The 26,856-nt window shown below is 69.6% G+C and carries 21 protein-coding genes and 1 tRNA gene; 13 read left to right on the top strand and 9 right to left on the bottom strand.

Annotated features, from left to right (window positions below; all coding sequences use genetic code 11):
• On the bottom strand, positions 1-1,464 hold a 1,464-nt coding region (locus ABD169_RS08965; RefSeq protein ID WP_344031512.1), incomplete at its 3' end, for an SdrD B-like domain-containing protein.
• Between the two features lie 364 nt (positions 1,465-1,828).
• Here ABD169_RS08965 and ABD169_RS08970 point away from each other — a divergent pair.
• The gene (locus ABD169_RS08970) at positions 1,829-3,385 is read left to right on the top strand and encodes a sigma-70 family RNA polymerase sigma factor (RefSeq protein WP_344031514.1); all 1,557 of its coding nucleotides are present in this window, start codon (positions 1,829-1,831) and stop codon (positions 3,383-3,385) included.
• A gap of 24 nt (positions 3,386-3,409) precedes the next feature.
• On the opposite strand, the gene ABD169_RS08975 is transcribed toward ABD169_RS08970, so the two are convergent.
• Positions 3,410-4,321: an Lrp/AsnC family transcriptional regulator gene (locus tag ABD169_RS08975; RefSeq protein ID WP_344031515.1), complete on the bottom strand. Its 912-nt coding sequence runs from the start codon at positions 4,319-4,321 to the stop codon at positions 3,410-3,412.
• Between the two features lie 250 nt (positions 4,322-4,571).
• Between ABD169_RS08975 and ABD169_RS08980 the strand changes: the two genes are divergently transcribed.
• The 3 genes from ABD169_RS08980 (at position 4,572) to ABD169_RS08990 (ending at position 10,734) form a co-directional block, all read left to right on the top strand.
• Positions 4,572-6,131 carry a purine-cytosine permease family protein gene (locus ABD169_RS08980; protein ID WP_344031517.1) on the top strand — a complete coding sequence of 520 codons (1,560 nt, stop codon included), beginning with the start codon at positions 4,572-4,574 and terminating at the stop codon, positions 6,129-6,131.
• Complete coding sequence (locus ABD169_RS08985; protein ID WP_344031519.1) at positions 6,128-7,231, top strand: alcohol dehydrogenase catalytic domain-containing protein; 1,104 nt, start codon at positions 6,128-6,130, stop codon at positions 7,229-7,231. The genes ABD169_RS08980 and ABD169_RS08985 overlap by 4 nt, the downstream gene beginning before the upstream one ends.
• Before the next feature lie 716 nt (positions 7,232-7,947).
• The gene (locus ABD169_RS08990) at positions 7,948-10,734 is read left to right on the top strand and encodes an nSTAND1 domain-containing NTPase (RefSeq protein WP_344031521.1); all 2,787 of its coding nucleotides are present in this window, start codon (positions 7,948-7,950) and stop codon (positions 10,732-10,734) included.
• Positions 10,735-11,976: 1,242 nt separating this feature from the next.
• On the opposite strand, the gene ABD169_RS08995 is transcribed toward ABD169_RS08990, so the two are convergent.
• Both ABD169_RS08995 and ABD169_RS09000 read right to left on the bottom strand, forming a co-directional pair.
• A tRNA-His gene (locus ABD169_RS08995) sits at positions 11,977-12,052 on the bottom strand.
• 48 nt (positions 12,053-12,100) lie between these two features.
• Positions 12,101-12,598, bottom strand: a complete 498-nt coding sequence (locus ABD169_RS09000; RefSeq protein ID WP_344031523.1) for a hypothetical protein — start codon at positions 12,596-12,598, stop codon at positions 12,101-12,103.
• 163 nt (positions 12,599-12,761) lie between these two features.
• Here ABD169_RS09000 and ABD169_RS09005 point away from each other — a divergent pair, with 163 nt between their 5' ends.
• A complete protein-coding gene (locus ABD169_RS09005) occupies positions 12,762-13,997 on the top strand; it encodes a sensor histidine kinase (RefSeq protein ID WP_344031525.1) in 1,236 nt (411 codons plus the stop codon).
• Positions 13,994-14,734 (top strand): response regulator transcription factor, encoded by a 741-nt coding sequence (locus tag ABD169_RS09010; RefSeq protein ID WP_344031527.1) that lies wholly within the window; start codon positions 13,994-13,996, stop codon positions 14,732-14,734. Before ABD169_RS09005 ends, ABD169_RS09010 begins: the two co-directional genes overlap by 4 nt.
• On the opposite strand, the gene ABD169_RS09015 is transcribed toward ABD169_RS09010, so the two are convergent.
• The 3 genes from ABD169_RS09015 to ABD169_RS09025 are packed head-to-tail and all read right to left on the bottom strand — an operon-like array spanning position 14,728 to position 17,565.
• Positions 14,728-15,207 (bottom strand): GtrA family protein, encoded by a 480-nt coding sequence (locus ABD169_RS09015; protein ID WP_344031529.1) that lies wholly within the window; start codon positions 15,205-15,207, stop codon positions 14,728-14,730. The genes ABD169_RS09010 and ABD169_RS09015 overlap by 7 nt on opposite strands.
• Positions 15,200-15,961, bottom strand: a complete 762-nt coding sequence (locus ABD169_RS09020) for a polyprenol monophosphomannose synthase (RefSeq protein WP_344031531.1) — start codon at positions 15,959-15,961, stop codon at positions 15,200-15,202. The genes ABD169_RS09015 and ABD169_RS09020 overlap by 8 nt, the downstream gene beginning before the upstream one ends.
• Complete coding sequence (locus ABD169_RS09025; protein WP_344031533.1) at positions 15,958-17,565, bottom strand: glycosyltransferase family 39 protein; 1,608 nt, start codon at positions 17,563-17,565, stop codon at positions 15,958-15,960. The genes ABD169_RS09020 and ABD169_RS09025 overlap by 4 nt, the downstream gene beginning before the upstream one ends.
• A gap of 38 nt (positions 17,566-17,603) precedes the next feature.
• On the opposite strand from ABD169_RS09025, the gene ABD169_RS09030 reads away from it, so the two are divergent.
• The 3 genes from ABD169_RS09030 to ABD169_RS09040 all read left to right on the top strand — a co-directional run bounded on the left by ABD169_RS09030 (position 17,604) and on the right by ABD169_RS09040 (position 20,699).
• Positions 17,604-18,026, top strand: a complete 423-nt coding sequence (locus tag ABD169_RS09030) for a DUF1801 domain-containing protein (protein ID WP_344031535.1) — start codon at positions 17,604-17,606, stop codon at positions 18,024-18,026.
• Positions 18,027-18,102: 76 nt separating this feature from the next.
• On the top strand, positions 18,103-19,083 hold the full coding sequence (locus ABD169_RS09035; protein ID WP_344031537.1) for an ABC transporter ATP-binding protein: 981 nt from the start codon (positions 18,103-18,105) through the stop codon (positions 19,081-19,083).
• Positions 19,083-20,699 carry an ABC transporter permease gene (locus ABD169_RS09040; protein ID WP_344031539.1) on the top strand — a complete coding sequence of 539 codons (1,617 nt, stop codon included), beginning with the start codon at positions 19,083-19,085 and terminating at the stop codon, positions 20,697-20,699. Before ABD169_RS09035 ends, ABD169_RS09040 begins: the two co-directional genes overlap by 1 nt.
• Before the next feature lie 33 nt (positions 20,700-20,732).
• On the opposite strand, the gene ABD169_RS09045 is transcribed toward ABD169_RS09040, so the two are convergent.
• Positions 20,733-22,037, bottom strand: a complete 1,305-nt coding sequence (locus ABD169_RS09045; protein ID WP_344031541.1) for an alpha/beta hydrolase-fold protein — start codon at positions 22,035-22,037, stop codon at positions 20,733-20,735.
• 96 nt (positions 22,038-22,133) lie between these two features.
• Between ABD169_RS09045 and ABD169_RS09050 the strand changes: the two genes are divergently transcribed.
• Genes ABD169_RS09050 through fepB form a run of 4 tightly spaced genes read left to right on the top strand, consistent with a single transcriptional unit; the run spans position 22,134 to position 26,140 of the window.
• A complete protein-coding gene (locus ABD169_RS09050; protein ID WP_344031543.1) occupies positions 22,134-23,186 on the top strand; it encodes a FecCD family ABC transporter permease in 1,053 nt (350 codons plus the stop codon).
• Positions 23,183-24,235, top strand: coding sequence for a FecCD family ABC transporter permease (locus tag ABD169_RS09055; protein ID WP_344031545.1), 1,053 nt, complete (start codon positions 23,183-23,185; stop codon positions 24,233-24,235). Before ABD169_RS09050 ends, ABD169_RS09055 begins: the two co-directional genes overlap by 4 nt.
• Positions 24,232-25,095 (top strand): ABC transporter ATP-binding protein, encoded by an 864-nt coding sequence (locus ABD169_RS09060; protein WP_344031547.1) that lies wholly within the window; start codon positions 24,232-24,234, stop codon positions 25,093-25,095. Before ABD169_RS09055 ends, ABD169_RS09060 begins: the two co-directional genes overlap by 4 nt.
• 4 nt (positions 25,096-25,099) lie before the next feature.
• The gene (gene fepB, locus ABD169_RS09065; RefSeq protein WP_344031549.1) at positions 25,100-26,140 is read left to right on the top strand and encodes a Fe2+-enterobactin ABC transporter substrate-binding protein; all 1,041 of its coding nucleotides are present in this window, start codon (positions 25,100-25,102) and stop codon (positions 26,138-26,140) included.
• An 18-nt stretch (positions 26,141-26,158) separates the two neighbouring features.
• Here the strand turns inward: fepB and orn are convergent, their stop codons facing one another.
• Positions 26,159-26,818, bottom strand: coding sequence for an oligoribonuclease (gene orn / locus ABD169_RS09070; protein WP_084820939.1), 660 nt, complete (start codon positions 26,816-26,818; stop codon positions 26,159-26,161).
• Between the last annotated feature and the right edge of the window lie 38 nt (positions 26,819-26,856).

Below are 26,856 nucleotides of genomic sequence, written 5' to 3' on the forward strand. Positions count from 1 at the left end.
GAATGCGTATCCGGTCGGGGCGGTGAACCGCACCGTGTACTGGGTGCTCCGCGGCAGGTTCGCGAAGACGTAGAACCCCTTCGCGTCGGTCGTGGTCGTCGCTACGATCGCGCCCCCCGCATCGAGCAGCCGTACCGTCGCACCCGGCATGCCGGGCTCGTTCGGGTCCTGCACGCCGTTGCGGTTCGTATCGACCCAGACCGTGTCGCCGATGGAGGTGAGCGGTACCACGGTCAGGGGCGCGTCCGCATCGTTGTTGGTGGGAGTCTTCGAGGTGTCGGTCGAGGGCGCGGGCGGGACGCCGAGCGGGTTCGATTCCGCCACGTCTCCGGGAGCGGGCGAGACGTAGGCCACGTTGCGCAGCACGCCGTCGGCGTTCGAAGCGATGGTGGCGGTGACCGTGATCGGTGCGGCACTTGTGCCGGCGGCGAGCGGCGCGGCGTTCGTGCAGACGTTGCCCGAGCACGCGTAGCCCGAGCCGCTCATCGAGACCGCGGAGAGTCCCGGCGGCGGCACCTCGGTCACCGACCATCCGCCGAGCGCGTCGCTCGGACCGTTGTTCCTCGGGGTCAGCGTGTAGGTGACGGTTCCGCCGGGACGGAACGGGGCCGCCGAAGTCAGCGTCTTGCTCAGCGCGAGGTCGATCGGCGGCACCAGGCCGGCGTCGATGGTGGGATCGTCCGGGCTCGTCGCCGAGTTCCGTCCGCCGCTCGGGGCTGTGAAGCTCGCGATTCCGCTCGCATTCGGGTTGGAGTCCTTCGCACGGTCGGAGCCGGCCAGTGCGCGGGTGACCGCGTACCCGGCGGGAGTCACGAACTGCACGGAGTAGCTCGATCCCGCGGTCAGACCGGTGAAGGAGTAGAAGCCGTTCGCGTCGGTGACCCGGGTCGCGATCTGGGTGCCCGAGGCGTTCAACAGCCTCACGGTGACGTTCGGGATCCCCGCCTCACCGGCGTCCTGCACCCCGTTCCGGTTGGTGTCCGACCAGACGAAGTCGCCGACGGAGACCGGGCAGTTCTTCGGGGCGGGCACCTTGATGCGCGTTGCGGTGTTGAGCGCGAACGATCCCCACGGGAAGGAATCGGGCACGAACGCGACCTCGATGTCCTGGCCCGGCCACGGACTCTGCCAGGTGCCCGAGACGGACGCCGTGATGAGATCGAAGATGCCCTGCGGCTTGCTGCGCCCCATCAGATAGACGCCCGAGGACAGCTCCGCATCGGTGCGGCCCGCGTACGCGCTGAGCGTGTAGCCGAGCGAGAGGCCGACGAGCGATCCGCTGAAGGTCACCACGCCGTTGCAGTCCTGGCTGGCGTCACCGGTCACGATCGATGCCTGCGCGGGTTGCGGTGGGACGCTCGCCGTGATGCCGAGCGCCAGCAGCACGGCTGCGAGAGCCCCCGAGAGCCATCTCCGTCGGGAGCGGCGGGAGCCCGCCGCGGGAGCGGATGCGGTATCGGCCATGGATTTCCTCGAAACCGGTCGGATTCGCGTGCGACGTCTTCGTCGCCCGTCGCGTTCGGTCCCCGCCGTTCTCCGAACGGAGGGCGACGGAACCGATTGCTGAGACCGATCCCCGGCGACCCTGCATGGGGGATGGAAAGCCGCCGGAGATCGTTCTCACCTGCAGATACGGAAATACCGAGCGATCGTGACGCGACTTTCGAAATTCTTTTTTCGGCGGGGCGCGAGTACTATCTGCCACAAGGCGGCGGTGCATCCGGTTTCCGGTTCACCGTTGGCATGGGGAGAGGGCCACGGCGAGTCGATCGTCGGGGCCGAGCAGCGATGCACAAGGGGGACTGCTGCCATGCCGAAGATCACACCGATGACCCAGCGAAGCGACGCCGAACTGCTCGACGCGACCAGGGCCGGAGACGACTCCGCGTTCGGAGAGCTCTGGAATCGCCACTCCGGTGCGGGGCGTTTCGCCGCGAGGCGTTTCGCCCCGAACCTGGATTCCGACGATCTCGTGTCGGAGGCCTATCTGAAGATCCTCGTGCTGCTGCGCGAGGGCAAGGGTCCGACCTGGGGATTCCGTCCCTATCTCTACCGGGTGATCCAGACCTCGGCGGCCGACACCGGACGCGGGGCGATCCCGCTCGAGGACGACTTCGAAGCGGAATCGGTTCCGACACCGGAATCGGCGACGCCCGGTGCCGACGAGCGGTTCGACCACGACACCGTCGCTCGGGCCTTCGCGGCGCTCGGCGAGCGCTGGCAGTCGGTGCTCTGGTACACGGAGGTCGAGGGATTGCCCCCGCGGGAGATCGCCTCGATCCTCGGCGTGTCGCCGAACGGGGTCTCCGCTCTGGCGATCCGCGCGCGGAAGGCCCTGCGGACCGCCTGGCTGGACGCGCACATCGACCTCGTCGGGAGCACCGAGACGTGCGGAGAAGTGCGCAAAGGATTGCAGCGCTACGTCACGCACCGGCTGACCGCGGGGAAGCGCCGGATGGTCGAAGCTCACCTCGAGGACTGCCGATCCTGCGCGAGCGCGGCGGCCGAGCTGCGGGTGCTCGACCTCCATATCGCGCGGGGCGCCGCCGTCGCCGTGCTCGGCATCGGTGGCGGCGGGGCGCTGCTCGGAGTGCTGGGCCACACCGGGGTCGCGGTCGGCAGTGCGGCCGCGGTCGCGGCGGGAACGAGCGCGTTCGGCGGCGCGGTTGCCGCGGGAACCGGCGGGGCTGCGGGAGCCGCGGGTGCGGCCGGTGCAGGTGCTGCGGTGGGCGGAGGGTTCTTCGGGGGGCTGGCCAGCCCGGTCGCGCTCACGGTCGCGGTGAGCGCGGTGGTCGTCGGCGGAATCTCGGGGGCCGTCGTCCTCACGCCCTCGGATCCGCCCGCGGTGACCAGCGCCGCTCCGCGGGCCGCCGAAACCCGCGACGAGCTTCCGACGTCGACACCATCTCCGAGTTCGTCCTCGAGCTCGCCCGCCGCGACCCCGAAGCGGACGAAGACGCCGTCGAACTCGGGGTCCGCCGCAGCCGGGGGAGGATCGATGCAGAAGGTGCCCGTCTCGCCGTCCGCCCCGCCCACGGCGCGACCGAAGCCCCCCGCGACTCCGCGGCCATCCGTCGCCGCCGCCGCGCCGTCGGCGGGTTTCGAGAGCTGCACGTACAACCCCGCGGGTCCCACCGTGCAGGCCAGCGGGCACGCGAGCTCCGGCGACCTGTTCAACTACTACACGCTGGTCAACGGCTCGTACGACATCGCCGACTCGGTCAGCCCCTCCGGCGCGAATCACGCATGGACGACCCCGGTGCTCGCGCTCCCGAGCGGCGTAGCGCGCGACCAGTTGCAGCTGGAATTCGAGACGTTCGGGGTCGGTGACGGGACCACGCGTGAGACGACCACCGTGCGGATCAACCTCGCCGACTGCTCCTGAGTCGGAACCCGGAGGAGACCGTTCTCACCCGATCACGAGGGCGGACAGGCCGTAGAGCTCCTTGGTGATGCGCAGGTGGGACCAGGCATCGACGAGCACGACCTGCTCGATGCTGCGCAGCGCATCGAGCTTGGCGAGCTGGCCCTCCGGGGTCTCGGCCGAGATCGTCGAGATGAGATCGTACGAACCGCTCGACGAGGCGAGGAACTCCGGAGCGACCGTGCAGACGCGATCGATGAGGTCCGCCGTCAGCGCTCCGCGGATCCGGATCCCGAGACCGAGCGGCGGCGGGCCCACCTGATGGTCGCGGACGGGCAGGCCGACGACCTTGACCGCCCGGTTCTGGAGCAGGCGGTGCAGGCGGTTCCTGGCGCTCGCGGGGGAGACGCCGCCGGCTGCGCCGAGCTCCCGGAACGTCGCGCGTCCGTTGCGCTCGAGCGCCGCGATGATCCCGTGATCCACCTGATCGATGCGCAGCGACGCGGCCGCCCGGTCGGGGAGCGGGGAATCGATGTTGACGAAGATCCGCTCGTAGACGTTGCAGGAGATGCCGCTCACGCCGGGGATCGAGCGGATCTCGCCGAGCACCCGCTGGTGGTCCGCGTCCGAGCCGACCCGCACCTCGGCGTCGACGCCCGCGGTGCCCGCGAGGGCCGAGACGAAGCAGGTCTCCGGCATCGCGTTCAGGGCGCCGAGGATCGGCCCGCTCGGGCCGGAGGACTGGATGAGGAGGTAGGAATAGCGGGTGATGCCGAGCAGGTCGGGGCTGACGGTCGCGGTCAGCCGGATCCGATGCTCGCGCACGGCGTCCTCGACGATCGTCGCGACGAGCTGCCGAGGCACGCCGAGACGGTGCGCGATGCCGGTGTAGCTGGCCCGGCCGTCCTGGCGCACCTCCTGCAGGACCCGTCGTGCGAGCTCCTCGTTCGTCGTCACTGCGCCCCCGTTCGGTTCGGATCGTTCGAAAGTCGCGCGATCTGCCTGCGCGAAAATATCGATCCTCGATGCCTGGGCGTAGTTTACGTGCTCATTCGGGGCATTTCTGAAACGTATGATCAGTCTGAGGCGAATCGCCCTGTGTTTTCGGTGGCGACCGTGCCCGCGGGCTTCTACAGTTGCCCGAGTCGGTTCGGATCCGGGAACGTTCCTGGAACCGTACGACCCGGAACTCGAAGAGGAGCACTCCATGTCGGAGCAGACAGCAGAGCAGGCGGCGACCTTCGCCGTCGAAGCGCACGGGATCGACCCGATCCCGGAATCGGAGCGGTGGGCGAAACCGCGGGACATCTTCGGGCTCATCTTCGGCGGCGCGAACAGCGTCTCGACCGCCGTGCTCGGAACCTTCCCGGTGGTCTTCGGGCTCACATTCTGGGACGGGGTGCTCGCGATCGTGATCGGCGTGCTCGTCGGATCGCTCATCCTCTCGCCCATGGTGCTCTTCGGGCCGAAGAACGGCACGAACAACGCGGTCTCCTCGTCCGCCCACTTCGGTGCGCACGGGCGTCTGATCGGATCCCTACTGGCGCTCCTGGGCGCCTTCACGTTCCTCGCCCTCGCGGTCTGGGCGTCGGGCGATGCGCTGCTCGCGTCCGTCGCGCGGCTCTTCGGCTTCGAGCAGACCGGTCTGCTCTCGGGACTCGTGTACGCGCTGATGGCCCTGTTGCTGATCGTGATCTGCGTCTACGGCTACCGGATGCTCGTGGTCCTGAACCGCTTCGTGCCGATTCTCGTCGGGGTGCTCTTCGTTGTCGGGATCGTGGTCTACGCGAGCCAGGCCGACTTCGCCGCGGTGCTCGCGCACCGGGTCGCCGACCGGTGGAGCGATCCCGTGTACATCGCGGGCTTCTTCGGCTCGGTGCTCGTCGCTATGTCCTGCCCCATCTCGTACGGCCCTTTCCTCGGCGACTACTCGCGCTACGTCGCGCGCTCCGTGCCCCGCAGGTCCCTCATCGTCGCGGTCGTGCTCGCGCAGCTCGCCTGCCTGGGAGCTTTCCTCTTCGGCCACGTCACGGCGTCGGTCATCTCGATCGGTTCGCCCGAGCTGATCGCCGGAGGCGACTACGTGGGAGGCCTCGTCGCGAGCGCGCCCACGTGGTTCTTCGTGCCGCTCGCCATCATCGGCGTGCTCGGCGGCGTGACCACGGGCACGAGCCTGCTCTACGGGACCGGGCTCGACTTCTCGAGCATCGTCGTGGTCATGGGGCGCGTCGCCTCGACCGCCCTCATCGGCGCGATCACCGTCGTGTTCGTCCTGGTCGGCAAGTTCGTGTTCGACATGGTGCAGAGCGTCACTACGCTCTCGGTGCTGCTGGTCGTCTGCACGGTGCCGTGGATCGCGATCATGCTGATCGGCTACGTCGTTCGGCGCGGCTGGTACGACGTCGAACCGCTGCTGGTGTTCAGCCGCCGCGAGACCGGCGGGATCTACTGGTTCCAGCACGGCTGGAACACCAACGCGGTCATCGCCTGGGCCGTCGGCGCGGTCGCCGGCGTGATGTTCGTCAACCTCCCCGGCCAGTTCGTGGGCGTCTGGGGTGGTCTCGCCGGAGGCGCCGACGTGAGCCTGCCCGTGGCGCTGCTGCTCTCGAGCCTCCTCTACTGGGGCCTGCTGCGTCTCAACCCCGACCCCGACTACGTGTTCGGCCCCGAGGGGCCGCGCGGGGTCCCGTCCCGATCGGGCGCGCAGGCGTCGCCGATCGTCCACCGGGGCGCATCCGCGCCCATCATCGAAGGAGCATCCGCATGACCGCTCGCACGAGCGCCGCAGCCATCTACTCGGGCACCGGGGACGAGGTGGAGATCGACCGGATCGAAGTGGCGGCACCGCGCCGCGGCGAGGTGCTCGTGCGCATGCGGGCATCGGGGATCTGCGGATCCGACCGGCACGTGCTCGACGGCGAGTGGAACGTCCCCTCGCCGACGGTGATGGGGCACGAGGGTGCCGGCATCGTCGAGGAGCTAGGCGAGGGCGTGACGGGGCTCGCCGTGGGCGACCACGTGGCGCTCGTCTGGAACCAGGCCTGCGGCGGCTGCGTGAACTGCCAGTCGGGTACACCCTGGGCCTGCACCGATCTGCGCTCGAACGAGTGCGTGATGCCGGACGGCACCACCCGCCTGTCGAGATCCGGCGAGGACGTCTTCCCCTACCTCGCCGTCGGATCGATGAGCGAGTACGCGGTCGTGCCTGCGAGCGCTGCGATCCGCATGCCCGAGGAGCTCCCGTTCGATATCGCCGCGCTGATCGGCTGCTCGGTGAACACGGGCATCGGCGCGGTGCTGAACAATGCCCGGGTGACCTCGGGGGAATCCGCCGTGGTCGTCGGCTGCGGCGGAGTCGGACTGTCGATCCTGATGGGCCTGCGGCTCGCCGGTGCGCACCCGATCATCGCGGTGGACCGCAACCCTGGGAAGCTCGAGCTCGCGCTTCGGGCGGGCGCCACGCACGCGCTGCTCGCGGACGACGCCACCGCGGATGAGATCCAGCGGATCACCGGGGGAGGCGCCGACGTCGCCTTCGAAGCGATCGGCAACTCGCGCACGATCCCCGAGCTGCCGTCCCACGTCCGCGTGGGCGGACGGGCGGTCCTCGTGGGCATGCCGCCGGAGGGCTCGATGATCCCGTTCGACGTGCTCGACCTCTGCTACCGCGGCATCACGATCATCGCCTCGAACTACGGGGGCAGCGTGCCCGCGCGCGACTTCCCGCGCTACGCGGCGCTGTACCTCGCGGGGCGGCTCCCGCTCGACCTGCTGATCTCGAACCGGATCCCGCTCGAGGAGGCCAACGGCGCGTTTGCCGCGATGCGCGCGGGCGCGGAAGCGCGGAGCGTGGTGCTGTTCGACTGAGCCGTGCGCCCGGGCCATTGGGGCCCGGGCGCATTCTCTGCAGCACCAGGCTGGAGAAAACAAAACAGCCCCCGACTCGGAAGTCGGGGGCTGTTTGACTTGGGGTCCCTGCGTAGTACGTTGGCAAACTTTGCCCCGCGTACGAATATCCTGGCCTCACGCTGGAAGCGGGCGTCTATCGGGTGTCCCGGCGCCCGGAAACTGCCCCGATGGAGGACTTTTCGTGGCGCCGTGGTTTGGAGGATTGAGGGTCTTCAGACCTTTCTCACCGCCGCTGAGGTTGACCGCCTCGTTGACGACAGTCTCGACGGTACGGCGGTCAACGAGCTGGCAGACAAGTGCGGCGTTCGTCGCGCCACCGTGTCGGCGCACCTCACTCGGCGCCACCTCGGGCGTCGTCGTCCGTGGCTGGGAGTAGATGAAGCGGCTGACGCCGTAAGGCTGCAGCTGGTTGGTGTTTCGATCCGCTCGCTCGCGCGCAGCATGGGGCTGGGTCGCGGAGATGTCCGGGCCGCCTTGATTGAAGCGAAGGTCCGGAGCTGAAGTTGGCTCCTCGTGGGCCTCGGCTCGCAGTCACCAGTTCTATCTCAGCTTGTGTCGCCATCCATTGTCACGTCGAACCGCTCACTAGGCGCGCGGCATTCTCGCCCATGGTGCTGGTGTTCGATTGGGCGAGAACTGTGCGCAGAACGAGCTCGCGCTAATAGGCTCTCTGTATGCGTTCAATGGCAGTTCAAGATGTTCAGGTCCTGGTCCTCCCCGACCTCGACTCGAAGGGTGGCAAGGGAGGCCTCTTCGAGCGATTTATCGCACGTCATTTGGCCGGGCAGTATGGGTTCCAAAGATCCACGTCCTCGAATCTCAACGTGACGTCGGAGGGGATCGAGCTTGATGTTACCGCGCGACACAAGCTGACTGGCGGCCAGGCGATTGCCGAGTGCAAGGCGTATAACCGCAACGTGAAGGCGGCCGAGCTCACGGCCTTCTACGGCAAGCTGACGATCGAGCGCTTCGAGGATGCCAACGCATTTGGCTTGATGGTTGTACTCCCTCGCCTAACTGCCGATGGTGAGGAGAAAGCGCGAGAGATCGAGGCGAAGGACAGTGCTTTCAAGTATCTGTCTGCTAATGACATTGGGGCTTCTTTGCAACGCGACGGCGTCGTAGCAGGTTTGCCGGCTTCGGTGGTGGATGCCAGCGATCACGCGATTCTCATTACTGAACATGGGGTCTTCGCGGCTTGCATCGAACTCGATGCGGCAGAAAGAACGCCAAAGAGAGTTGCAGTTTGGGGCACTGCTGGAGAGCCTGTGCCATCTGTCGTGATCGGGCTCTTGTCGGATTCTGACTACGCTCTCGGAAATGCAGTCTACGACGCGGGAGCTAAGTCCGACGGATCGATCCCTTCTACTGTCCCTGCGCCAGCCCCTCTTCTGACGCGAGTAGTCGGGAGCGGTTCAGACTTCGAATACCAGTTGCCCGCATCCCCCAAGTTCTTCGTCGGACGACGTCCTGTCATTGAGCGGCTCGAGCAACTGTCCGAGGCTTCCCGCGGGTCGGTCTTGGTCCTTAACGCTCAGTCTGGATGGGGTAAGTCCAGCCTCGCACTGAAGTTCCTGGATCTCATCAACCGTGCAGAGGGAATTGGCTCGGTCTATGACGCCCGGACCGCAAACGACCAGCGGTACGTAGTTGAAGCGCTGAGGCAGGTCACGCTCTATGCCGAGCAAGCTGGGATCGTGGCGCTGCCAGACGCAGCCAGTTGGGCTTCCCTCGAGAGTTCGCTTGCCACGCTCCGTAGCCTTCGATGGCTGTCTCATGAACAGCCAGTTTTAGTCTTCTTCGACCAGTTCGAGAATGTCTTCCGAAGCGCTGAACTCACGAGAGTCTTCCGGGATCTCGCTTTGGGCATCCGCGACGTTGAGGGGCCATTCATCCTGGGATTCGCTTGGAAGACTGATCTTGTTGGTTGGACCGAGGGCCACCCATTTCAGCTTCGAGACGACATTCGAGGTGCCGGATCTGTCATCGTGATCGAACCGTTTGGTCCGGGTGAAGTTGACACGATCCTCAGACGGTTGGCGAAACAGGCAACTGTTCCTCTCGTTCCCGACCTCCGAGCTCGCCTTCGCCAGTACAGTCAAGGGCTGCCATGGCTCTTGAAGAAGCTCGCGGACCATGTTCTCCGCGAGCTCAATGCAGGGCAGACCCAGGAGGCTCTCCTCGCGGAGTCCTTGAATGTCGTCGGCCTGTTCGAAGCAGACCTGGCCGAGCTGAATCCCATGGAGCAAGGGGTGCTTCGACACATTGCGAAGTTCGCGCCCACTGCCGCAGTCGAGGTGACGGAGCGCTTCGGGCCGGAGTCTGTGCAGTCGCTGGTCGATCGTCGATTGGTGGTTCAAGTCGGCGACCGACTCGACACGTATTGGGATACCTTTAGAGACTTCCTGAACACGGGGAACGTTCCCGTCCAGGAGTCGTGGATCCTTCGGCAAACGCCTAACAGCGTTGGGCGATTGCTTGCAACCGTCCTGGAACTCGGTGGCGACGCCAGTGTCAAGGACCTTTGCGACGAGTTGGACACGTCCGATCGCTTCATCTTCAACCTGTCTCGGGAGCTCCGACTACTCGGAGTCACGGCGCACGAGCCAAACCGGGTGCGGATCATCGATGAGGTCCTGCAAGCTGGGGATCTTGAATTGGAGATCAGGCGTCGCGTGTCCAGCGCCCTGAGGCGCCACCGAGCCTTCTCGTCATTCCGAGACCTGACTGAGCGATTTGGGGGCTCCATTGCGGCGGAGGCCTACAGAAGGGACCTGCCCAACGCTTTCCCTGCCGTCGCAGTGGCAGACATTGTGTGGAATTCGTACGCTCGCGCGTTCCTTGCATGGCTGGAGTATGCAGGTCTCATTGTTCGTCGGGGTGGGAGCTACTCGCTTGCGGGAGATACAAGCTCTACGAGCACCATTCGTCTCCTCGACGCTCGCTCTCCGGTGAAGTCTCGCCCCGGGGTCCCGCAGATTGCGCCTCGCCGAGCAATCGGCATCCTGCAGGCCATACATGCCGCCGGGGAGGTGCCCCTTCCGACGACCGCGAAGGACCGTGAAGCCGCGGTCGCCCTCCATGCCCTGGGTGCGATCAACATCAAGACAGACAAGATCATGACTCTGAAGTCCGCTGGACTGGTCGCGGCTAGCGGCGATATCGACTCCGAAACGCTCAAGAGGCTCTTTCTTGGAGTGCCCGGCGGACAGGCAGGCATCGAAGCGTTGGAAAGCGATCCGAGCATGGGCCCACTCAAGGTCGGCAGCGCAATTGCAGCTGCGAGCGGGGCGACATGGACGGAAAGCACTACCCACGGCATCGGCGGACACTTCCGTGCCTGGGCAAAGCTTGCCGGGTTGAAGGTGGAGACGCCGCCGCGCAGATCAGGTCAAGCCGTGGGAAAGTCGGCGCCGTCGTCCGGCCAGACCGAGCGGTTCAGCAAAAGCCCGACCAGCTAGTTGTATCGGGTCCTTCCACCTGAGTCTTTCCGTTGACGTCCGAAACCTTCTCTTCTCGGAGGACAACGGGGGTTATGAACCGAGCATCGAGAACGTCTTGCTCGGCTCCGTCCGGCACCATCAGCGGCTACTGGGGATGGCTGATGACCGGCTTGCCGTTCCGGTCAGCGGTAGCGAGCGGTGCCTTAACAACCCGGGCGACATAGTTGCCGTAACTGATTTGAGCGGCTGAGCCGAACCGTTCTAGAGCATGCAGGTAGAGGTCCTGCTCGCGTTCGCCGACGGGGTCGCTGGCTCCGATCAAGCGTGCGGTGCAGTAGGGGAGCGTCTCGATGATCGGGTTTTGCCAGCGGGAGTGTGTGGCGATCAGTCCGGAGGCAAGAGCCCGCTTCAGAACGAGCCAACGCTATCCAGGCCTTGATCGGCCACACAAGCCGCGACTGCCGTAGTTACAGGTTGTACCCGTCGGTGTGGACGCCGACCTTCATGACTCAGGCGCTAGCCAGAGGGTCTGACATACACCCGGGCTCGACGGGTACGCAGTACGCCGGAAGAACGGGGAGATGAACGATCGAGTGGATGATCTACCGGGCAACGGTCGATCTCGTAAGAGTCTGGAAGTTGCTCGAGGACCTTACTCATCCTTCGCTTGCACTGGTGCAGATGGTCGAGCTTTCGCAATGTGGTCGAGAGTCCGGAGATCTTCTGATCTCCGGGGAGGAGCACGAGCATCATCGTGAGGATGGAAACCGGCAACGAGGGGACGGCGCGACCAGTCCAGAGTGACGGTTGGTGAGGTGCAGACCTAAAGCGCTCTCTTCCGCCGATTGTGGCCGACTATGCAGTCGGTCTGGCTCAAGTCCAGATCGCGAAGAAACACGGGCTCCACGTTCATGCCGTCCGAAAGCGACTCGTCGAGGCCGGCATCGACACCCGCGCCCGCCTTCGCGTCATGATCGACAAGAACCTACGAACGGCTCGTACGGCCATGTACGACGGAGCCAGTGCCAGAGAGGTTGTCCGCGAACTTGGCGTCGCACTCGCGGCGGTCGCCCGAGAGCTGGCGCGTCGTAATGAGGCACCGAGACCACCGTTGCGCACCACTCCGGCAAGACCGCAGATCATACCGACCCCAGGTCGGGCACGGCGCTCACCATTACGCACCGCACCGGAAACAAGCCCTGACCAAGGAAAATATGAAAACTAAAACCGGCCCCAGCATGGAAATGCTGGGGCCGGACTTGGGGTGGCTAACGGGACTTGAACCCGCGACCACCGGCACCACAAGCCGGTGCTCTACCGACTGAGCTATAGCCACCATGCGTGCCCTGCGAGCAAGCTCACGAGGCAACCCTGCAAGCATAGCCTATGCACGGGCTTCGTCGCCAAATGCGCCACGCCGAGAGTCCGCGGGGGCCGCGAGGTGCAGCAGGCGGGCCCGGCGGCTCAGGAGCAGACGCTGCACGAGCAGCACGACACCGAAGTAGACGAGGAGGGTCGCGGTGCCGAAACCGTGCGTGTGCGTGAAGAACTCGAAGACGAGGTGCTGCCCGATGCCGACGATCCAGAGCAGCAGGGTCCAGACGGTGCCCTGGGTGAGCACCGCATCACCGTCGCGCCACAGCCGCACGGTGTGGGCGCGCACCGCGGCGAGTCCCGCGCCGACGACGAGGCTGGCGAGACCGAGCGCGACATCGAGGCCGTCGATGCGGGTGTCCTGCGCGAACTGCGCGGTCTGAGCGGCACCGATCACGAGCAGGATCAGCGCGAGCGTGGGGCGATCCTTGAGCGGTCGCACGGAGAGCTGGCGCACGAGCAGCCAGACCACGGCGATGAGTGCGGGGATGTAGGAGGTGTAGGACACGGGGTGCTCCTGGTCGGTCGGGAACGGGATGCTCCCAGCTTCGCGCGGCGCCGGTCCGGGGGCATGCACCCGCGGGTGGAGATCCGGGTGGAGATCGGGTCGGGCGGGTGGGGATCAGCGCGCGCGGGTGCCGAACGGGCGATGCCGACGGCAGAATGAGGGCATGCAGATTCCACTGGTGCTCGTGCTGGGCCGGCCCTGGAGCACGATCGTGCTCCAGGCCACGGTGATCGGCCTGAGCGTCTGGCTCCTCGCGCTGCAACCGTCCCCGCTCTGGGCGACGGTCCTGCTCTCGCTCTCGCTCGCCCTCCTGGCGGTGCGGCTCATCGCGCTCATCGCGATCCCCACGACCGGATCGAGTTCGCTCGCGACGGGCGCGCCGGATCCGCGCCTGCGACGACGGGAGGTGCTGATGGCGGCCGCTGCCGGTGTCGCGGCGCTGCTGGCGAGCGCGAGCTCCGGGGCGACGAACGGGATCGGCACGTTCCCCGCGGCGGTGGCCGCGGCGATCTTCCTCTCGGAGATCGCCGTCCCGATCGGTGCGGCCCTCGCCGTCTGCGGTGCCGCGATCCTGCTGCACTGCCTCAGCGCCAGCTTCGCCGGCGCGTCCATCTCGCAGCTGGTGAACACGCTCTTCGGTCTCGGGATCGGCATCGCGGCCGGACTGAGCTGGCGGCAGCGGGCCGCCACCGCCCGTGACCGGGCGCGCGCAGCGGAGCGCGAGCTCGCACTTCGCGATGAGGCGCGCAAGCGCTCGCTCGCACGTGATCTGCACGACGTGCTCGCGCACAGCCTCGGAGGTCTGGTCGTGCAGCTCGACGCCGTCGCGCTGCAGATCGAGGCCGGGCGGATCGAGGCTGCCGGAGCGCGGGTCGCCGCGGCCCGGGAGCTCGCGGTCGAGGGGCTCCGGGAGGCGCGCGCGGCGGTGCACGCGTTGCGCGAGGGGAACGATGAGGAGCCGGTGCCGTGGCCGATCCTGCGGGATCGGATCGGCTCGATCGCGAACGCCGTGGGCGGCGATCTGGAAGTCGTGCTGCCCGAAGGCGCAGATCAGCGGGCGCGCGCGTTGTCCGCGTCCGCGGCGATGGCGATCGAGCGCGCCGCCCAGGAGGGGCTCGCGAACGCGCGGAAGCACGGGGGCGGCGCGACGCGCCTGCTGCTCGAACCCGGTAGCGACGACGTGCGCCTGCGCGTCGAGAACGCGCTCGCCCAGGGAGGCCACGTGAACGAGATCCCCGGCGGCGGCTTCGGTCTGCGCGGCCTTCGCGAGCGGGTGCTCTCGCTCGGCCCGCCCGCCGCGATGGAGGCCCGTGAACACACGGTCGATGACGAGTCCGGCCCGCGCATTCGGCGGTTCGTGCTGTCGGTGACGGTGCCGTTCCTCGGGGTCGACGCGTGACCGGCCCCGCGCCCGCGCCCATCCGGGTGCTCGTCGCCGACGATCAGGACATCGTGCGCGACGGCCTGGTCACGATCCTCGACCTCAGCCCCGAGCTCGCGGTGGTCGGCGAGGCGGCGACGGGCGAGCGCGCGGTCGAGCTCGCGGGCGAGACCCGGCCCGATGTCGTGCTCATGGACCTGCGGATGCCCGGCATCGGCGGCGTCGAGGCGACGCGGCGGTTGCGGGCCGAGCAGCCCGGGGTCGCCGTGCTGGTGCTCACGACCTTCGACGACGGCGACTCGCTGCGCTCCGCCCTGGCCGCCGGTGCGCGAGGCTTTCTCACCAAGGACGCCGGCCGGGTGCAGCTCGTGGACGCGATCCGTTCCGTGGCCCGGGGCGGGACCGTCTTCTCGGAGTCCGCGGCCGGGCAGCTGGTACGCGTGTTCGTCGGCGGGGGCGGCGCCGATGGTGCGACCGGATCCGACGGCGGACCGCGGAGCCCGGTCGAGGCCTCGATCGAGAGCGCCCCCGTCGACGCCGCGGCGCTCCGAGCGGGGTTCCCGGAGCTCACGCCCCGCGAGCGCGAGGTGCTCGCGGCGATCGCTTCGGGCGCGAGCAACGCCGAGATCGCGTCGTCGTTCTTCATCTCGATCGCGACGGTGAAGAGCCACGTCAACGCGCTGTTCGCGAAGCTCGGGGCGAGCAGCCGTACCGAAGCGGTCGGGATCGTTCGGGATCGCCTGCGCGGCTACTGAACGCGGTCCTCGGCGGCGATGCGGTGCTCGGCGAACACCCACCACCGGTAGGCCGCGAACCGGACCGCCGAGCCGAGCGCCAGGCCGATGAAGTTCGCCGAGATGTTGTCGGCGAGCACCGACCGCAGGTCGAGCACGTAGTGGGAGACCCAGAGGCAGAGCAGCGAGACACCGCTGCCGACGAGGCTCGCGATGAGGAACTCGACGGCCTCGCGCGCGGTGTTGCGCCGGCGGGACGACCGGAAGGTCCACCAGCGGTTGCCCATCCAGTTGACCGCGATCGCGGCGAGCACCGAGATGCACTTCGCGATGATCGGCCACTGGTCGGCGAGCCCCGTCGGCGGGTGGGCGCGCAGCAGGTTGAAGAGGCCGACGTCGACCACGAACCCGAAACCGCCGACGACGGCGAACTGGAGGAGCTGGCGCACGAGCGTGCGCAGCCCGTCCGTGCGCCGGCGCGGGTGATCAAGCACGGGCTTCGCTCCGAGAGATCTGCGGGAGCGGCTTCGGGCGGCGGAACGCGCGCGCGAGGCCCCAGGCGGTCACCCGCCGGAAGGCCTCGAACACGATGCGCGGTGACATCTTCGAGACGCCGTGCATGCGATCGTCGAAGGTGATCGGTACTTCGGCGATCCGGCAGCCCGAGCGCGCCGCCCGGTCGAGCATCTCGATCTGGAAGCAGTAGCCGCGGCTCGTCACGAGGCCGGGCCGGATCGCGTCGAGCGCGTCCGCGGTGAAGGCGCGGAACCCGCCGGTGATGTCCTTCTGGGGGAGCTTCAGCAGGGTTCCGGCGTAGCGGCTCCCGACGCGGGAGATCCGCTTGCGGTACCAGGGCCAGTGCCCGCCGAGGCCGCCGCCGGGCACCCAGCGCGACCCCACGGCGACGTCGGCCGTGTCGAGCGCGGCGAGCAGCACGGGCAGGTCCTCGGGGCGGTGCGAACCGTCGGCGTCGGACTGCACGATGACCCGGTAGCCGAGTTCGCGCGCGCGGGCGAAGCCGGCGATGTAGGCGGGGCCGAGGCCGCCCTTGCCCGGTCGGTGCAGCACGTGGAAGGCCGGGTCGGCGGAGGCGTAGCGGTCGGCGATGCGACCGGTGCCGTCGGGGGAGGCGTCGTCGACGACGAGGATCGCGGCCTCGGGCAGCACCGCCTGGATCCGGGACACCATGCGCGGCAGATTCTCCGCCTCGTTGTAGGTCGGGAGCACCACGACCGCGCGACCGTTCACGGGTTCCCTCCTGTTGTCTTCTCGAACTGCAGCACCTCCGTGCGCGGCAGCGTCGTCCGCTGCACCAGCCGGTAGCCGGCATCCATGAGCGTCAGCGTATCGGCGGCCGTATGCCCCGCGGCTGGGCGTTCGATGAGCCAGATCCGCTGCGCGGTGAGCTCCGAGGCGACTTCCGACACCGGAGCGAGCGTATCCCACAGACCGGCCTTGCGATCGTACGCGATTCGGAGCTGCGGATCGGCCATATCGGTGAAGCGGTCCTGGTAGAGCCGGTACACGAGTCGAGGATTGCGCGAGGGGCGCACCGATTCGCCGAACAGCAGCGCGTCGCCGGGTTCCGCGTCCGCGGCGATGACGTCGGCGGCCGCACGGAAGTCGGCGCCGCCGTCCTTCGCGAACTCGGTGCGCTGGGAGGCGTAGTGCGGCGCCACCGAGACGGCGACCGCGAGGAGCCCGCAGACCACCAGCGACGCCGAAGCGCCCGGGCCGCGCGCGATCCACCCGGACAGGGCGGCGATGCCCGCCCCCGCGAGCAGGGCGGCGGCCGGCAGCGAGTAGGCGGTGTACCGCATGTTGTAGGTCGGTGCGATCGCGACGTCGAGCAGCACGAGCGCGAGCGTCGGCAGCAGCAGCCAGACGAGCGTCGGCCAGAACGCGGGTACGGAGCGGGACGCGTGCGGATCCGACTCGCGCGTGCCCGCGGCGGCGCCGAGGCCCGCGGCCAGTCGGCCGAGCGGGCCGCGTCGGCCGACCGAGAGCGACGCGATGGCGCCGATCAGGATCGGGGTCCACAGCACGATCGCAGTGCCGGGGGTGCTGAACCACTGGGTCGCGAGGACGTTCTGCAGGGTCAGGTATCCGCGGTTGGCGAGGAACGCGACCTGGTCCTTCTGCGCGAGGGTGACGACGACGAAGGGCAGCGACAGCACCGCGGCCCCGACGGTCGCACGGAGCCAGCCGCGCAGCAGGCGGGTGCGCGCGGCCCCGATCGCGGCCGGGGCCGGATCCGCTCCGACGCGGGTCGCGGTGAGCGCCGCCACCAGGTGCACGGCGGGCAGGAAGAGCAGGTAGAGGAAGAGGGCGCCCGATGCGGCCGTGGCGACCGCGTAGCCGACCCACTCCCACCGGCGGGCTCCGCCGCGGCGGATGATCGACGAGATCCAGAGCGTCAGCCAGACCGCGGCCGCGATCGACAGCGCGTAGCTGCGCGCTTCGACCGCGAGATCGGTGGTGCGCGGCAGCAGGGCGAAGACGATGCCGGCCGCGACGCCGACGCTCGGCTTCCACCAGCGGGCACCGAGGAGCACGATCCCCGCGGCCGCGATGCCGATCGCGATCGCGCTGAGGGATCGGGTCGCCGCCTCGCTCGGGCCGAGCAGATCGACCCAGGCGTGCAGCAGCAGGTAGTAGGCGCCGTGCACCGCGTCGACGTGCAGCAGCTCGGCGGGGAGCGAGCTCAGGGGCCGCACGGCCGACATCAGGCTGGCCGCCTCGTCGCCCCAGTAGGAGGGGATCCAGGAGCCCCAGAAACCGACCAGCGCGGCGAACACTCCGATCGCCGGTGCGGCCCAACGCGGCGGGGTGCGCGCGGCGGAAACGGTCATCCGTCCAGTATGCCGCTCCGAGCGTGCACAATGGACCTATGTCAGCTGTCAAAACCGGCCCGACCGACGCCGATGTCGACGCGTTCCTCGATGCCGCGACCCCCGCGGTGCGCCGGGCGGACGGGATCGAGCTCGCCCGGATCTTCACGGAGACCACGGGGGTCGAGCCCGTCATGTGGGGCCCGTCGATCGTCGGCTACGGCTCCTATCGCTACATCTCGGCGGCCAACCCGCGCACTCGAGGCACCTGGCCCAGGGTCGGATTCTCGCCGCGGAAGTCCGCACTGTCGATCTACGGGCTGAAGGACCTGCCCGCCGGCGCGGAGCTGCTGCCGGAGCTCGGTCGCTACACCGAGGGGGCGGGCTGCGTGTATGTGAAACGGCTCTCCGACATCGACCTCGGAGTGCTCCGGCGCCTCATCGGGATCGCGTGGGAACGCGAGGACGATCCCGAACCCTGAGCGGCCGCTGTGGGAGCGCCCCGACTGATATTCGGGTGTTGCACCATCCCACCCCGAGCGGCGTAGTGTGAGCGCCATGAGCGAAGATGCGGTGGTCCGCACGGTCGGGCTGCAGAAGAACTACGGTCGGGTCAGAGCACTGGACGGCCTCGATCTCTCGGTGTCCGCGGGCGAGGTCCACGGCTTCCTCGGCCCCAACGGCGCGGGCAAGTCGACCACCATCCGGATCCTCCTGGGGCTCGCTCGCCCGAGCGGCGGCCGCGCCGAGGTGTTCGACCGCGATCCCTGGAACGACGCGGCGAAGCTGCACCGGCGGATCGCGTCCGTGCCCGGCGACGTCAGCCTGTGGCCGAACCTCACGGGCGGCGAGATCATCGACCTGCTCGCCCGCCTCCGCGGCGCCGACACGCGCAGCGCCGACTACCGCTCCGAGCGCGATCGGCTCGCGCAGGCGTTCCAGTTCGACCCGCGCAAGAAGGGGCGCTCCTACTCCAAGGGCAATCGTCAGAAGGTCGCGCTGATCGCCGCGTTCTCGGTCGCGGCCGAGCTCTACATCCTCGACGAACCGACGAGCGGTCTCGACCCCCTCATGGAGGTCGTGTTCCGCGAGGAGGTCGAGCGCGTGCGCTTCCAGGGCGCCGCGGTGCTGCTGTCGAGCCACATCCTCTCGGAGGTCGAGCAGCTCTGCGACCGCGTCAGCATCATCCGCGCCGGACGCATCGTCGACTCGGGCACGCTGGCCGAGCTGCGGCACCTGACCAGCACCGAGATCTCCTTCGTCGAGCCCCCGGGCGGTCAGGCGCTCGACGTACCGGGCGCGGTCGACCTCGAGGTGAGCGGCGGGCGCGTGCGGTTCACGGCGCCGAGCGACGGGGTGTCCGCACTGCTGCCCGAGCTTGCGCGGCTAGGCGTCACCGGGCTCCGCATCGAGCCGCCGACGCTCGAGACCCTGTTCCTGCACCACTACGGCGACGACCTGGCGAGCGGTTCGCCGGGCGTCGACCCCGCGACCCGAGCGGGGCGACGGCACGCCCGGAACGCAGCGGGAGGTGCGTGATGCCCGCCCTGATGCCGCTGCTGCGGTTGCGGATCCGCCGCGACCGGGTGCAGCTGCTGCTCTGGATCATCGCGACCGTGCTGCTGGCCTACTCGGCGCAGAGCGGGGTGTCCGCGAGCTACGGCTCGCTCGCCGAGCGCAAGGTGCTGCTGCAGACCGTCGTGGCGAATCCCGTCATCCTGCTGTTCCGTGGTCTCCCCTCTGGCCCCGACGACGCGGCGTTCATGCTGTTCCTGATCCTGCCCTGGCTGGCGATGATGGCGGCGTTCATGGCGCTGTTCCTCGCGGTGCGGCACACGCGGGGCGATGAGGAATCGGGTCGCGCCGAGCTGATCGGCGCGACGCGGGCGGGGCGTTCGGCCCCGCTCACCGCGACGCTCATCGAGGGCGCCGGCGCGTCGGTCCTGCTGGGCCTGCTGGTCGCGGTGGTCTCCCTCGCGCTCGGGCTCGCTCCGGGCGGGTCGCTCGTGGCCGGCGCGGGCACCGCGGTGGCCGGGCTGGTGTTCCTCGCCGTCGGGCTCTGCGCGGCGCAGTTGATGCGCACGAGCCGGGGCGCGAACGCCCTCGGGGTGTGGGTCCTGCTCGCGACGTTCCTGGCTTCGGGCATCGGCAACGCGCTGGGCACGCCGAGCGCCGACCTGCAGCGCATCGAGAGCTCCTGGCTCGCGTGGACCTCTCCGTTCGGGTGGATCGAGCAGACCCGCCCGTTCGCCGACGACAACTGGGCGCCGCTGGCGGCGGCGCTCGGTCTCGCCGTCGTGCTCGTCGGCGTCGCCTACGCGCTGCACGGCGCACGCGACCTCGACGGCGGCCTGGTGCCGGAACGCCCGGGCCCGGCGTTCGCCCCGGCCTCGCTGGGATCCGTCTGGGCGCTCGCCTGGCGACTGACCCGGGGGTCGCTGCTCGGCTGGGGGATCGGTGCCCTGCTCACGGGGGCGCTGGCGACCGGACTCGCCTCGGTCGTCACTGACATGGGCGGCAAGGTGCCCGCGGTGCAGCAGCTGCTGCAGGCGCTGGCCAAGGGCGGCAGCGTGAACCAGGGCATGATCGTGATCTTCTATCTGGTGGCCGGGGTGCTCGCCGCCTGCTTCGCGGTGCAGACCGTGTCGCGGGCGCGTCAGGAGGAGGCGCACGGCACGGCGGAGCTGGTCCGCTCGGCGGCCGTCGACCGCGTCGTCTGGCTCGCCTCCTTCGTCGTGGTCGCGCTCGTCGGCGTCGTGGTGATCCTCGCGCTCGCGGTCGCGGGGTCCGCCCTCGGCGCGCTGCGCGCCGGCGACGGCTCGCTGTTGGGCGACGCCGTGATCTCGGGTGCGGGGCAGGCCGCAGCCGCCGCGGTGTTCGCGGCGGTCACCGCACTCGTGTTCGTGGTCCTGCCGCGGCTCACCATCGGTCTCGGCTGGAGCCTGGTGCTCGTCACCCTGATGCTCGGACTGTTCGCTCCGCTGTTCGGGGCGCCGGACTGGGTCGTGAACCTCTCGCCCTTCGCGGTGGCCCCGGTTCCCGAGGGAAACGGCGCGGACCTGCGCGGCCTCGTCTGGCTGCTGCTGGTGCTGGTGCTCGCCGGCGGAGCGGCGTTCGCGCTGATGCGCCGCCGGGAGCTCGAGGCGGACGGGTAGGCGCGGCCTCGGCCGGGCCGTTCGCCCGAGCGTTCAGGCGCGCCGTGCGGGCGCGCCGCTCGCCTCCCCGCCCAGCAGCGCGATGAGTCCGTCGACGAGGCCGACGCGCCAGCACGCGAAGTCGTGTCCGCCGCAGTACTCCCGGTACTGCACGGCCGCCCCGGCACCCTCCGCCAGCGCGCGGAACTCCCGGTTGAGCCCGAGCAAGTGCCCCTCGAACTCGCCGACCTCCTGGAAGATGCGGATCCCGGCCGCGGACCCGCCGCCGCGCCACAGCTCCAGCTGCTCGCCCGGCGCGGCACCGTCCGCGGGGTCCGGCCACCAGAACGAGCCCGATTGCACGATGGCGTTCCGCGCGACGTGCGGTGCTCGACGCACGAGGTCCGCTGCGGCGAGCCCGCCGAGGGAGGCACCGCCCACGACGCGCCGTTCGGGATCCGTCGGCAGCGCCGCGAAGGACCCGGCCCAGGGGAGCAGCTCGTCCGTCAGGAAGCCGGCGAGGGCGGGGTTCATGCCGAGTGCCCTCGGCCGATCTGCGGGGTCCGCGGTCGCGTAGAGCACTGTCGCGGCCGGAACGAGCGCACCGGCCGCCGATGCCCGATCGAGCGCGGGGAGCATGGGGACCTCGGAGGTGAGCCGGTCGCCGTCGCTGAGAAGCGCGACGCCCGAGACGCCGCGCTCCGCCGCGTTCGCGGGCAGGTGGCACCAGACGTCGAGCGGGAATCCGAGAATTCGCGAATCGATCCGCCCGCGGTGGATCGTCCCCGCGGGAACGGGATCCTCGGAGGGGTCCGCGCGCACGAATCGCTCCGGCAGCGCGTCGGGGAGCGAGAGGATGCTGCTGCGCCCGCCGCCGGCCGTGACGCACACCTCGCCGTCTCCGGGCAGCGCCTCGGTGCGGTCGTAGACCGGACGCCAGCGCTCGCGGGTGGCGCCGAGCTCGGGATCGAGCGGGCGCTCGACGAGCAGCGCGACGGTCGCGCGCAGCGTCGCGGGCAGCGAGAACGCGCCCGCGTGCAGGCGGCTCCCTTCGTGCTCGACGCGGTCGAGCACGAAGGGGGCGAGGTCGGATCGATGCAGGTGGGTGACGGTGTCGATCAGCAGGACCGCGGACTCGTCGTCGTGCTCGAGGCGGCGGACCACGGTGACGATGCGGTGGTCCGGGGCGTCGGGGTCGGGATCGATCCAGGCTCCGCCGACGCGCGCGGCCTCGGCGAGGACGTCCTCGGCGCTCGCGCCGCGCGCGAGGGCGTCGACCACGCGGGTGGGCGATGATCTGCGCGGAATCGGGGGGAGGAAGGGCGGCGAGGACGACGGGGTTGCGATCGAAGCATTCATCGTATGTAGGATAGCCTTACCTTCGTCCGATGTTTGACGAAGCTTCGGATTCCGGCTCGGATTCCGCTCCCGCCCGTGACCCCGAGGACCCCGATCGTGACCCGCACTGAAACCGTTCCCTCCCGTGCGCCGTCGGATCGGCCGCCGAGAACGCCGCGCACCGTCGTCCGCGTGACGGCGCTCCTGGTCGCCGGGGCACTGCTCCTGGTCATCATCGCGGCAGCGTTCGCCATCGGCTCCTCGACCATCCCGCTCGATCGCGTGTGGCACCTGCTGCAGCACCCCGACGGCAGCAACGAGAGCTACATCGTCGGCGGCATGCGGTTCACGCGCGTGATCATCGGACTCGCCGTCGGCTGCGCGCTCGCGGTGGCCGGCGCCGTGATGCAGGCCGTGACGCGCAACCCCCTGGCGGATCCCGGTCTGCTCGGCGTCACCTCCGGCGGGTCGCTCGCGGTCGTGCTGGGCGCCGGTTTCCTCGGGATGACCAGCCCCTCGGCCCAGTTCGCACTGTGCGCCGTCGGATCGCTGACCGCCGCCGCCGTCGTGTTCCTCATCGGGACGCGCGGCACGGGGAGCGCCTCGCCGATGCGTCTCGTGCTGGCGGGCATCGCGTTCTCGGCCGCCACGGGAGGCGTCATCTCGGCCGTGCTGCTGCTGAAGCCGCGGGCGTTCGACGCCTTCCGGTTCTGGGACGTCGGCAGCCTCACCCGCATGGACGTGCCGCTGCCGCTGGTCGTCGTCCCCGTGCTGATCGGCCTCCTGCTGGTGCTGACGATCGCGCGCGGGCTCACCGATCTCTCGCTCGGGGACGACGTCGCGGCAGCGCTCGGCACGCCGGTCGCTCGAACCCGGGTCGTGGCATTGATCGCGCTCACGCTGCTGTGCGCCGCGGCGACGGCCGCGGCGGGCCCGATCTCGTTCGTCGGCCTCGTCGTCCCGCTCGTCTGCGCCTGGATCATGGGCCCGCACCGGGGGTGGATCATCGCGCTGTGCGCCGTCGCCGGACCGATCCTCGTGCTGAGCGCCGACGTGGTCGGCCGCGTCGTCGCGCGGCCGGGGGAGCTCGCGGTGGGGCTGCTCATCGCCTTCGTCGGCGCCCCGGTGCTGCTCGTCATGGTGCTCCGGCTGAGCGGAGCCCGCCGATGACCCGTCTCGCACCCCCGCATCCCTCCGGCACGCGCTGGGTCGGACTCGGCGGCGACCGTTCGCTGCTGCTGCCGCGCCGCACGGTGCGGATCACCGCGCTGCTCCTGCTGGCCTGCGTCGTGCTCGCGGTGATCGCGATCGGCGTCGGCGCCTCCTCCTACGGCTACGCGGATGCCTGGCGTCTGCTGCTCGGCGAGGAGGACCGCGGCGCGCACCTCGTGATCGTCGAGTGGCGCGGATCCCGCATCGTGCTCGCCCTCGTCGTCGGCGCCGCGCTCGGCGTCTCGGGCGCCCTGTTCCAGTCGGTCACCCGCAATCCGCTCGGCAGCCCCGACCTGATCGGCTTCTCGATGGGCGCTCAGACCGGGATCCTCGTCGCGGTGCTGCTGTTCGGCGCGTCGTACGCCTCGGTCTCGGCCGCATCGCTCGTCGGCGGCATCGCGGTGGGCGCCGTGATCTACGCGCTGTCGCTGCGCAGCGGGTTCGGCGGCCTGGTGCTGATCCTGTCGGGCATCGCCATCAGCGCGATGCTCGGGGCGTTCAACCGCTGGCTGCTCGTGCGCGCCGACAGCGACGCCGCGTTCGGCGCGCTGCGCGCCGTGACCGGAACGCTCGAGGCCTCCGACTGGAGCGTCGCGATCCCGACCGCGATCTGCGTGCTCGTCGTGCTCGGAGCGACGCTCGCGCTCGCGCCGGCGATGCGGGACCTGGAGCTCGGCCCCGATCTCGCGGCGTCGCTCGGCCTGCGGGTGGAACGCACGCGGGCGCTGATGGTGCTCGCGGGCACCGTGCTCGTCGCGCTCGCCACGACCGCGGTCGGCCCGATCATGTTCGTCGCGCTCATCGCGCCCCACCTCGCGCGCCGACTGGCGCGCGACTCCGTCGCCTCCCTGCCCGCCTCGGCCGCCACGGGCGCGCTGCTGCTGCTCGGCGCCGACGTGCTGAGCCAGGCCGCGCTCGACAGCATGCCCGTCGGCATCGTCACCGCCGCGGTCGGAGGCACCTACTTCATGGCCCTGCTGCTCCTCGAGAACCGGAGAACCTCATGACCCGCGAATCCTCGCCCCGCCTCGCCGCGCGGGAGGCGACGCTCGCTTACGATTCCACGATCATCGCGGCCGGGCTCGACATCGGCATTCCGGAGGGCGAGTTCACCGTGATCGTCGGGCCGAACGCCTGCGGCAAGTCGACGCTGCTGCGCGCGCTCGCCCGGCTGCACCGCCCGAGCGCGGGAACCGTGCTGCTCGACGGCGAGGACATCCACCGGCTCGGCACCAAGCAGGTCGCGCGGCGGGTCGGTCTGCTGCCGCAGTCGGCGCTCGCGCCCGACGGGATGCGCGTGCGCGACCTCGTCGCGCGGGGACGGTCCCCGCACCAGGGCGTGATCCGGCAGTGGAGCGCCGCGGATCACGAAGCGGTCGAGCGGGCGATGCGCGTCACCGGGGTCGCGCCGCTCGCGGACCGCCCGGTCGACGCGCTCTCCGGCGGCCAGCGGCAGCGCGTATGGATCGCGCTCGTGCTCGCGCAGGAGACGGAGACGATCCTGCTCGACGAACCGACCACGTTCCTCGATCTGGCGCACCAGTACGAGCTGCTCGAGCTGTGCCGACGGCTCAACCGCGACGAGGGGCGCACCATCGTGGCCGTGCTGCACGACCTCAACCAGGCCGCGCGGTACGCGACGCACCTCGTCGCGATGCGCGACGGCCGGATCCGGGCGAGCGGTCCGCCCGCCGAGGTCGTGACGGGCGACGCCGTTGCCGAGATCTTCGGCCTGCCCGCCCTCGTCATTCCAGACCCCGTGACGGGAACGCCGCTGGTGATCCCGCACGAACCGCCTCGGGACGCGGTCCACGACGGAGAACCCGAGATTCCGACAGCACCGGCCACCGCGGCCGCAGAAAGGTAAGGCGATGCGCATTCGGCATTCGGCCCAGCAGAACACCCGATCCCGGCGACGGCTCGGAGCGATCGCGGGCGCGATCCTCGTGGCCGCGACGCTCTCGGCGTGCGCCTCGGGCGGCCAGGGGGACGCGGGCGAGGCATCGGGCGGGACGAGCGGCGGGTGGCCGCGCACGATCCAGACCTCGGACGGGAAGCTGACCCTCAAGGAGCAGCCGAAGGTCATCGTCTCGACCTCGACGACGCTCACCGGATCGGCGCTGGCCGTCGGTGCGCCGGTCGTCGCGAGCGCCTCGACCAGCCCCAACATCGACGGCCTGAGCGACGACCAGGGCTTCTTCAACCAGTGGTCGAAGGAGGCGAAGGCCGCGAAGGTGAAGAAGCTCTACGAGAACGCCTCTCCGAACATCGAGAACGCCGTCGAGTACGCGCCCGATCTGATCCTCGTCTCGAAGAACAGCGGCGACTCGCAGATGGACAGCGTCGCGCAGCTGCGCAAGATCGCCCCCGTGCTCGTGATCGACTACAGCGGGGAGTCCTGGCAGGACGTGACGCGCACGATCGCCGAGGCGACCGGGCACGAGTCGCAGGCGAAGGAGGTGATCTCGGACTACGAGCAGCACCTCGCCGACGTCAAGAAGCGGATCGCGGTGCCGCAGGGCACGACCTCCGCGCTCATGGTCTTCGGGGACGGATCGGGCGCGGCCGCGCTGACGAAGGACTCGCCGCACGTGCAGATCCTGCAGGAGCTCGGGTTCCGCATGGCGCAGATCCCGGACTCGGTGAAGGGCGACACCTCGATGGGGGCCGACCGCAAGGACATCGTGAACCTGTCGATGGAGAACATCCAGAAGGGACTGACGGGCGACAACTGGCTCGTCGTCTCGGCCGACAAGCTCGCGCACGACACCGTCGCCAAGAACCCGGCGTTCTCGACCGCGCCCGCGGTCGAGGCGGGCAAGGTGCAGTACACCCCGGGCGAGACGTTCCGCCTCGACTACTACTCGGCGGGGATGATGCTCGACTCGCTCGCGAAGTCGTACGCCAAGTAGCGGCGGAGCAGGACGCCCCTAGCCGGCCGACGGTGCCGCGGGGGCGTCCTCTCCGTCGATGAGCGGGGCGAAGCGCTCCATGGCCGCCTTCGCGAACCCCTCGGAGGCGGCCTTGTCGGGTCCGGGCTGCGCCACGAGCACGGCGTCGCGGAAGTACGCGAGCTCCTGGATCGACTCGGCGATGTCGGCGAGGGCGCGGTGGCCACCGCGCTTCTCGGGAGCCGCGAAGTAGGTGGCCGGGTACCAGCGGCGCGAGAGCTCCTTGATCGTGGAGACGTCGATGCTGCGGTAGTGCAGGCGCTCCTCGAGCTGCGGCAGGTAGCGGGCGATGAAGCGCCGATCCATGCCGATCGTGTTGCCCGCGACGAGGGGGCGGCGGCCCGGCAGCACCCACTGCGAGACGTACTCGAGCACGAGGCGGTCGGCCTCCGCGAGGTCGACGCCGGCCTCGATGCGGGGGAGCAGGCCCGAGGTCTCGTGCATGTTCCGCACGAAGTCGTTCATGTGGGCGAGCGCGTCGGGTCCCGGGTTGATGACGAGTTCGAAGCCCGGGTGCAGCGGCTTCAGGTCGAAGTCGGTCACGATCACGGCGATCTCGCACAGCCCGTCGAGCTCGACGTCGAGTCCCGTCATCTCGCAGTCGATCCACACGATCTGTTCGGCGGGGGTGTTCGACACGGGAGCTCTCCTCGGTTCTGCGGACGGACGAGCCAAGT

The organism is Leucobacter iarius (genome assembly GCF_039530105.1).
Taxonomy (GTDB): domain Bacteria; phylum Actinomycetota; class Actinomycetes; order Actinomycetales; family Microbacteriaceae; genus Leucobacter; species Leucobacter iarius.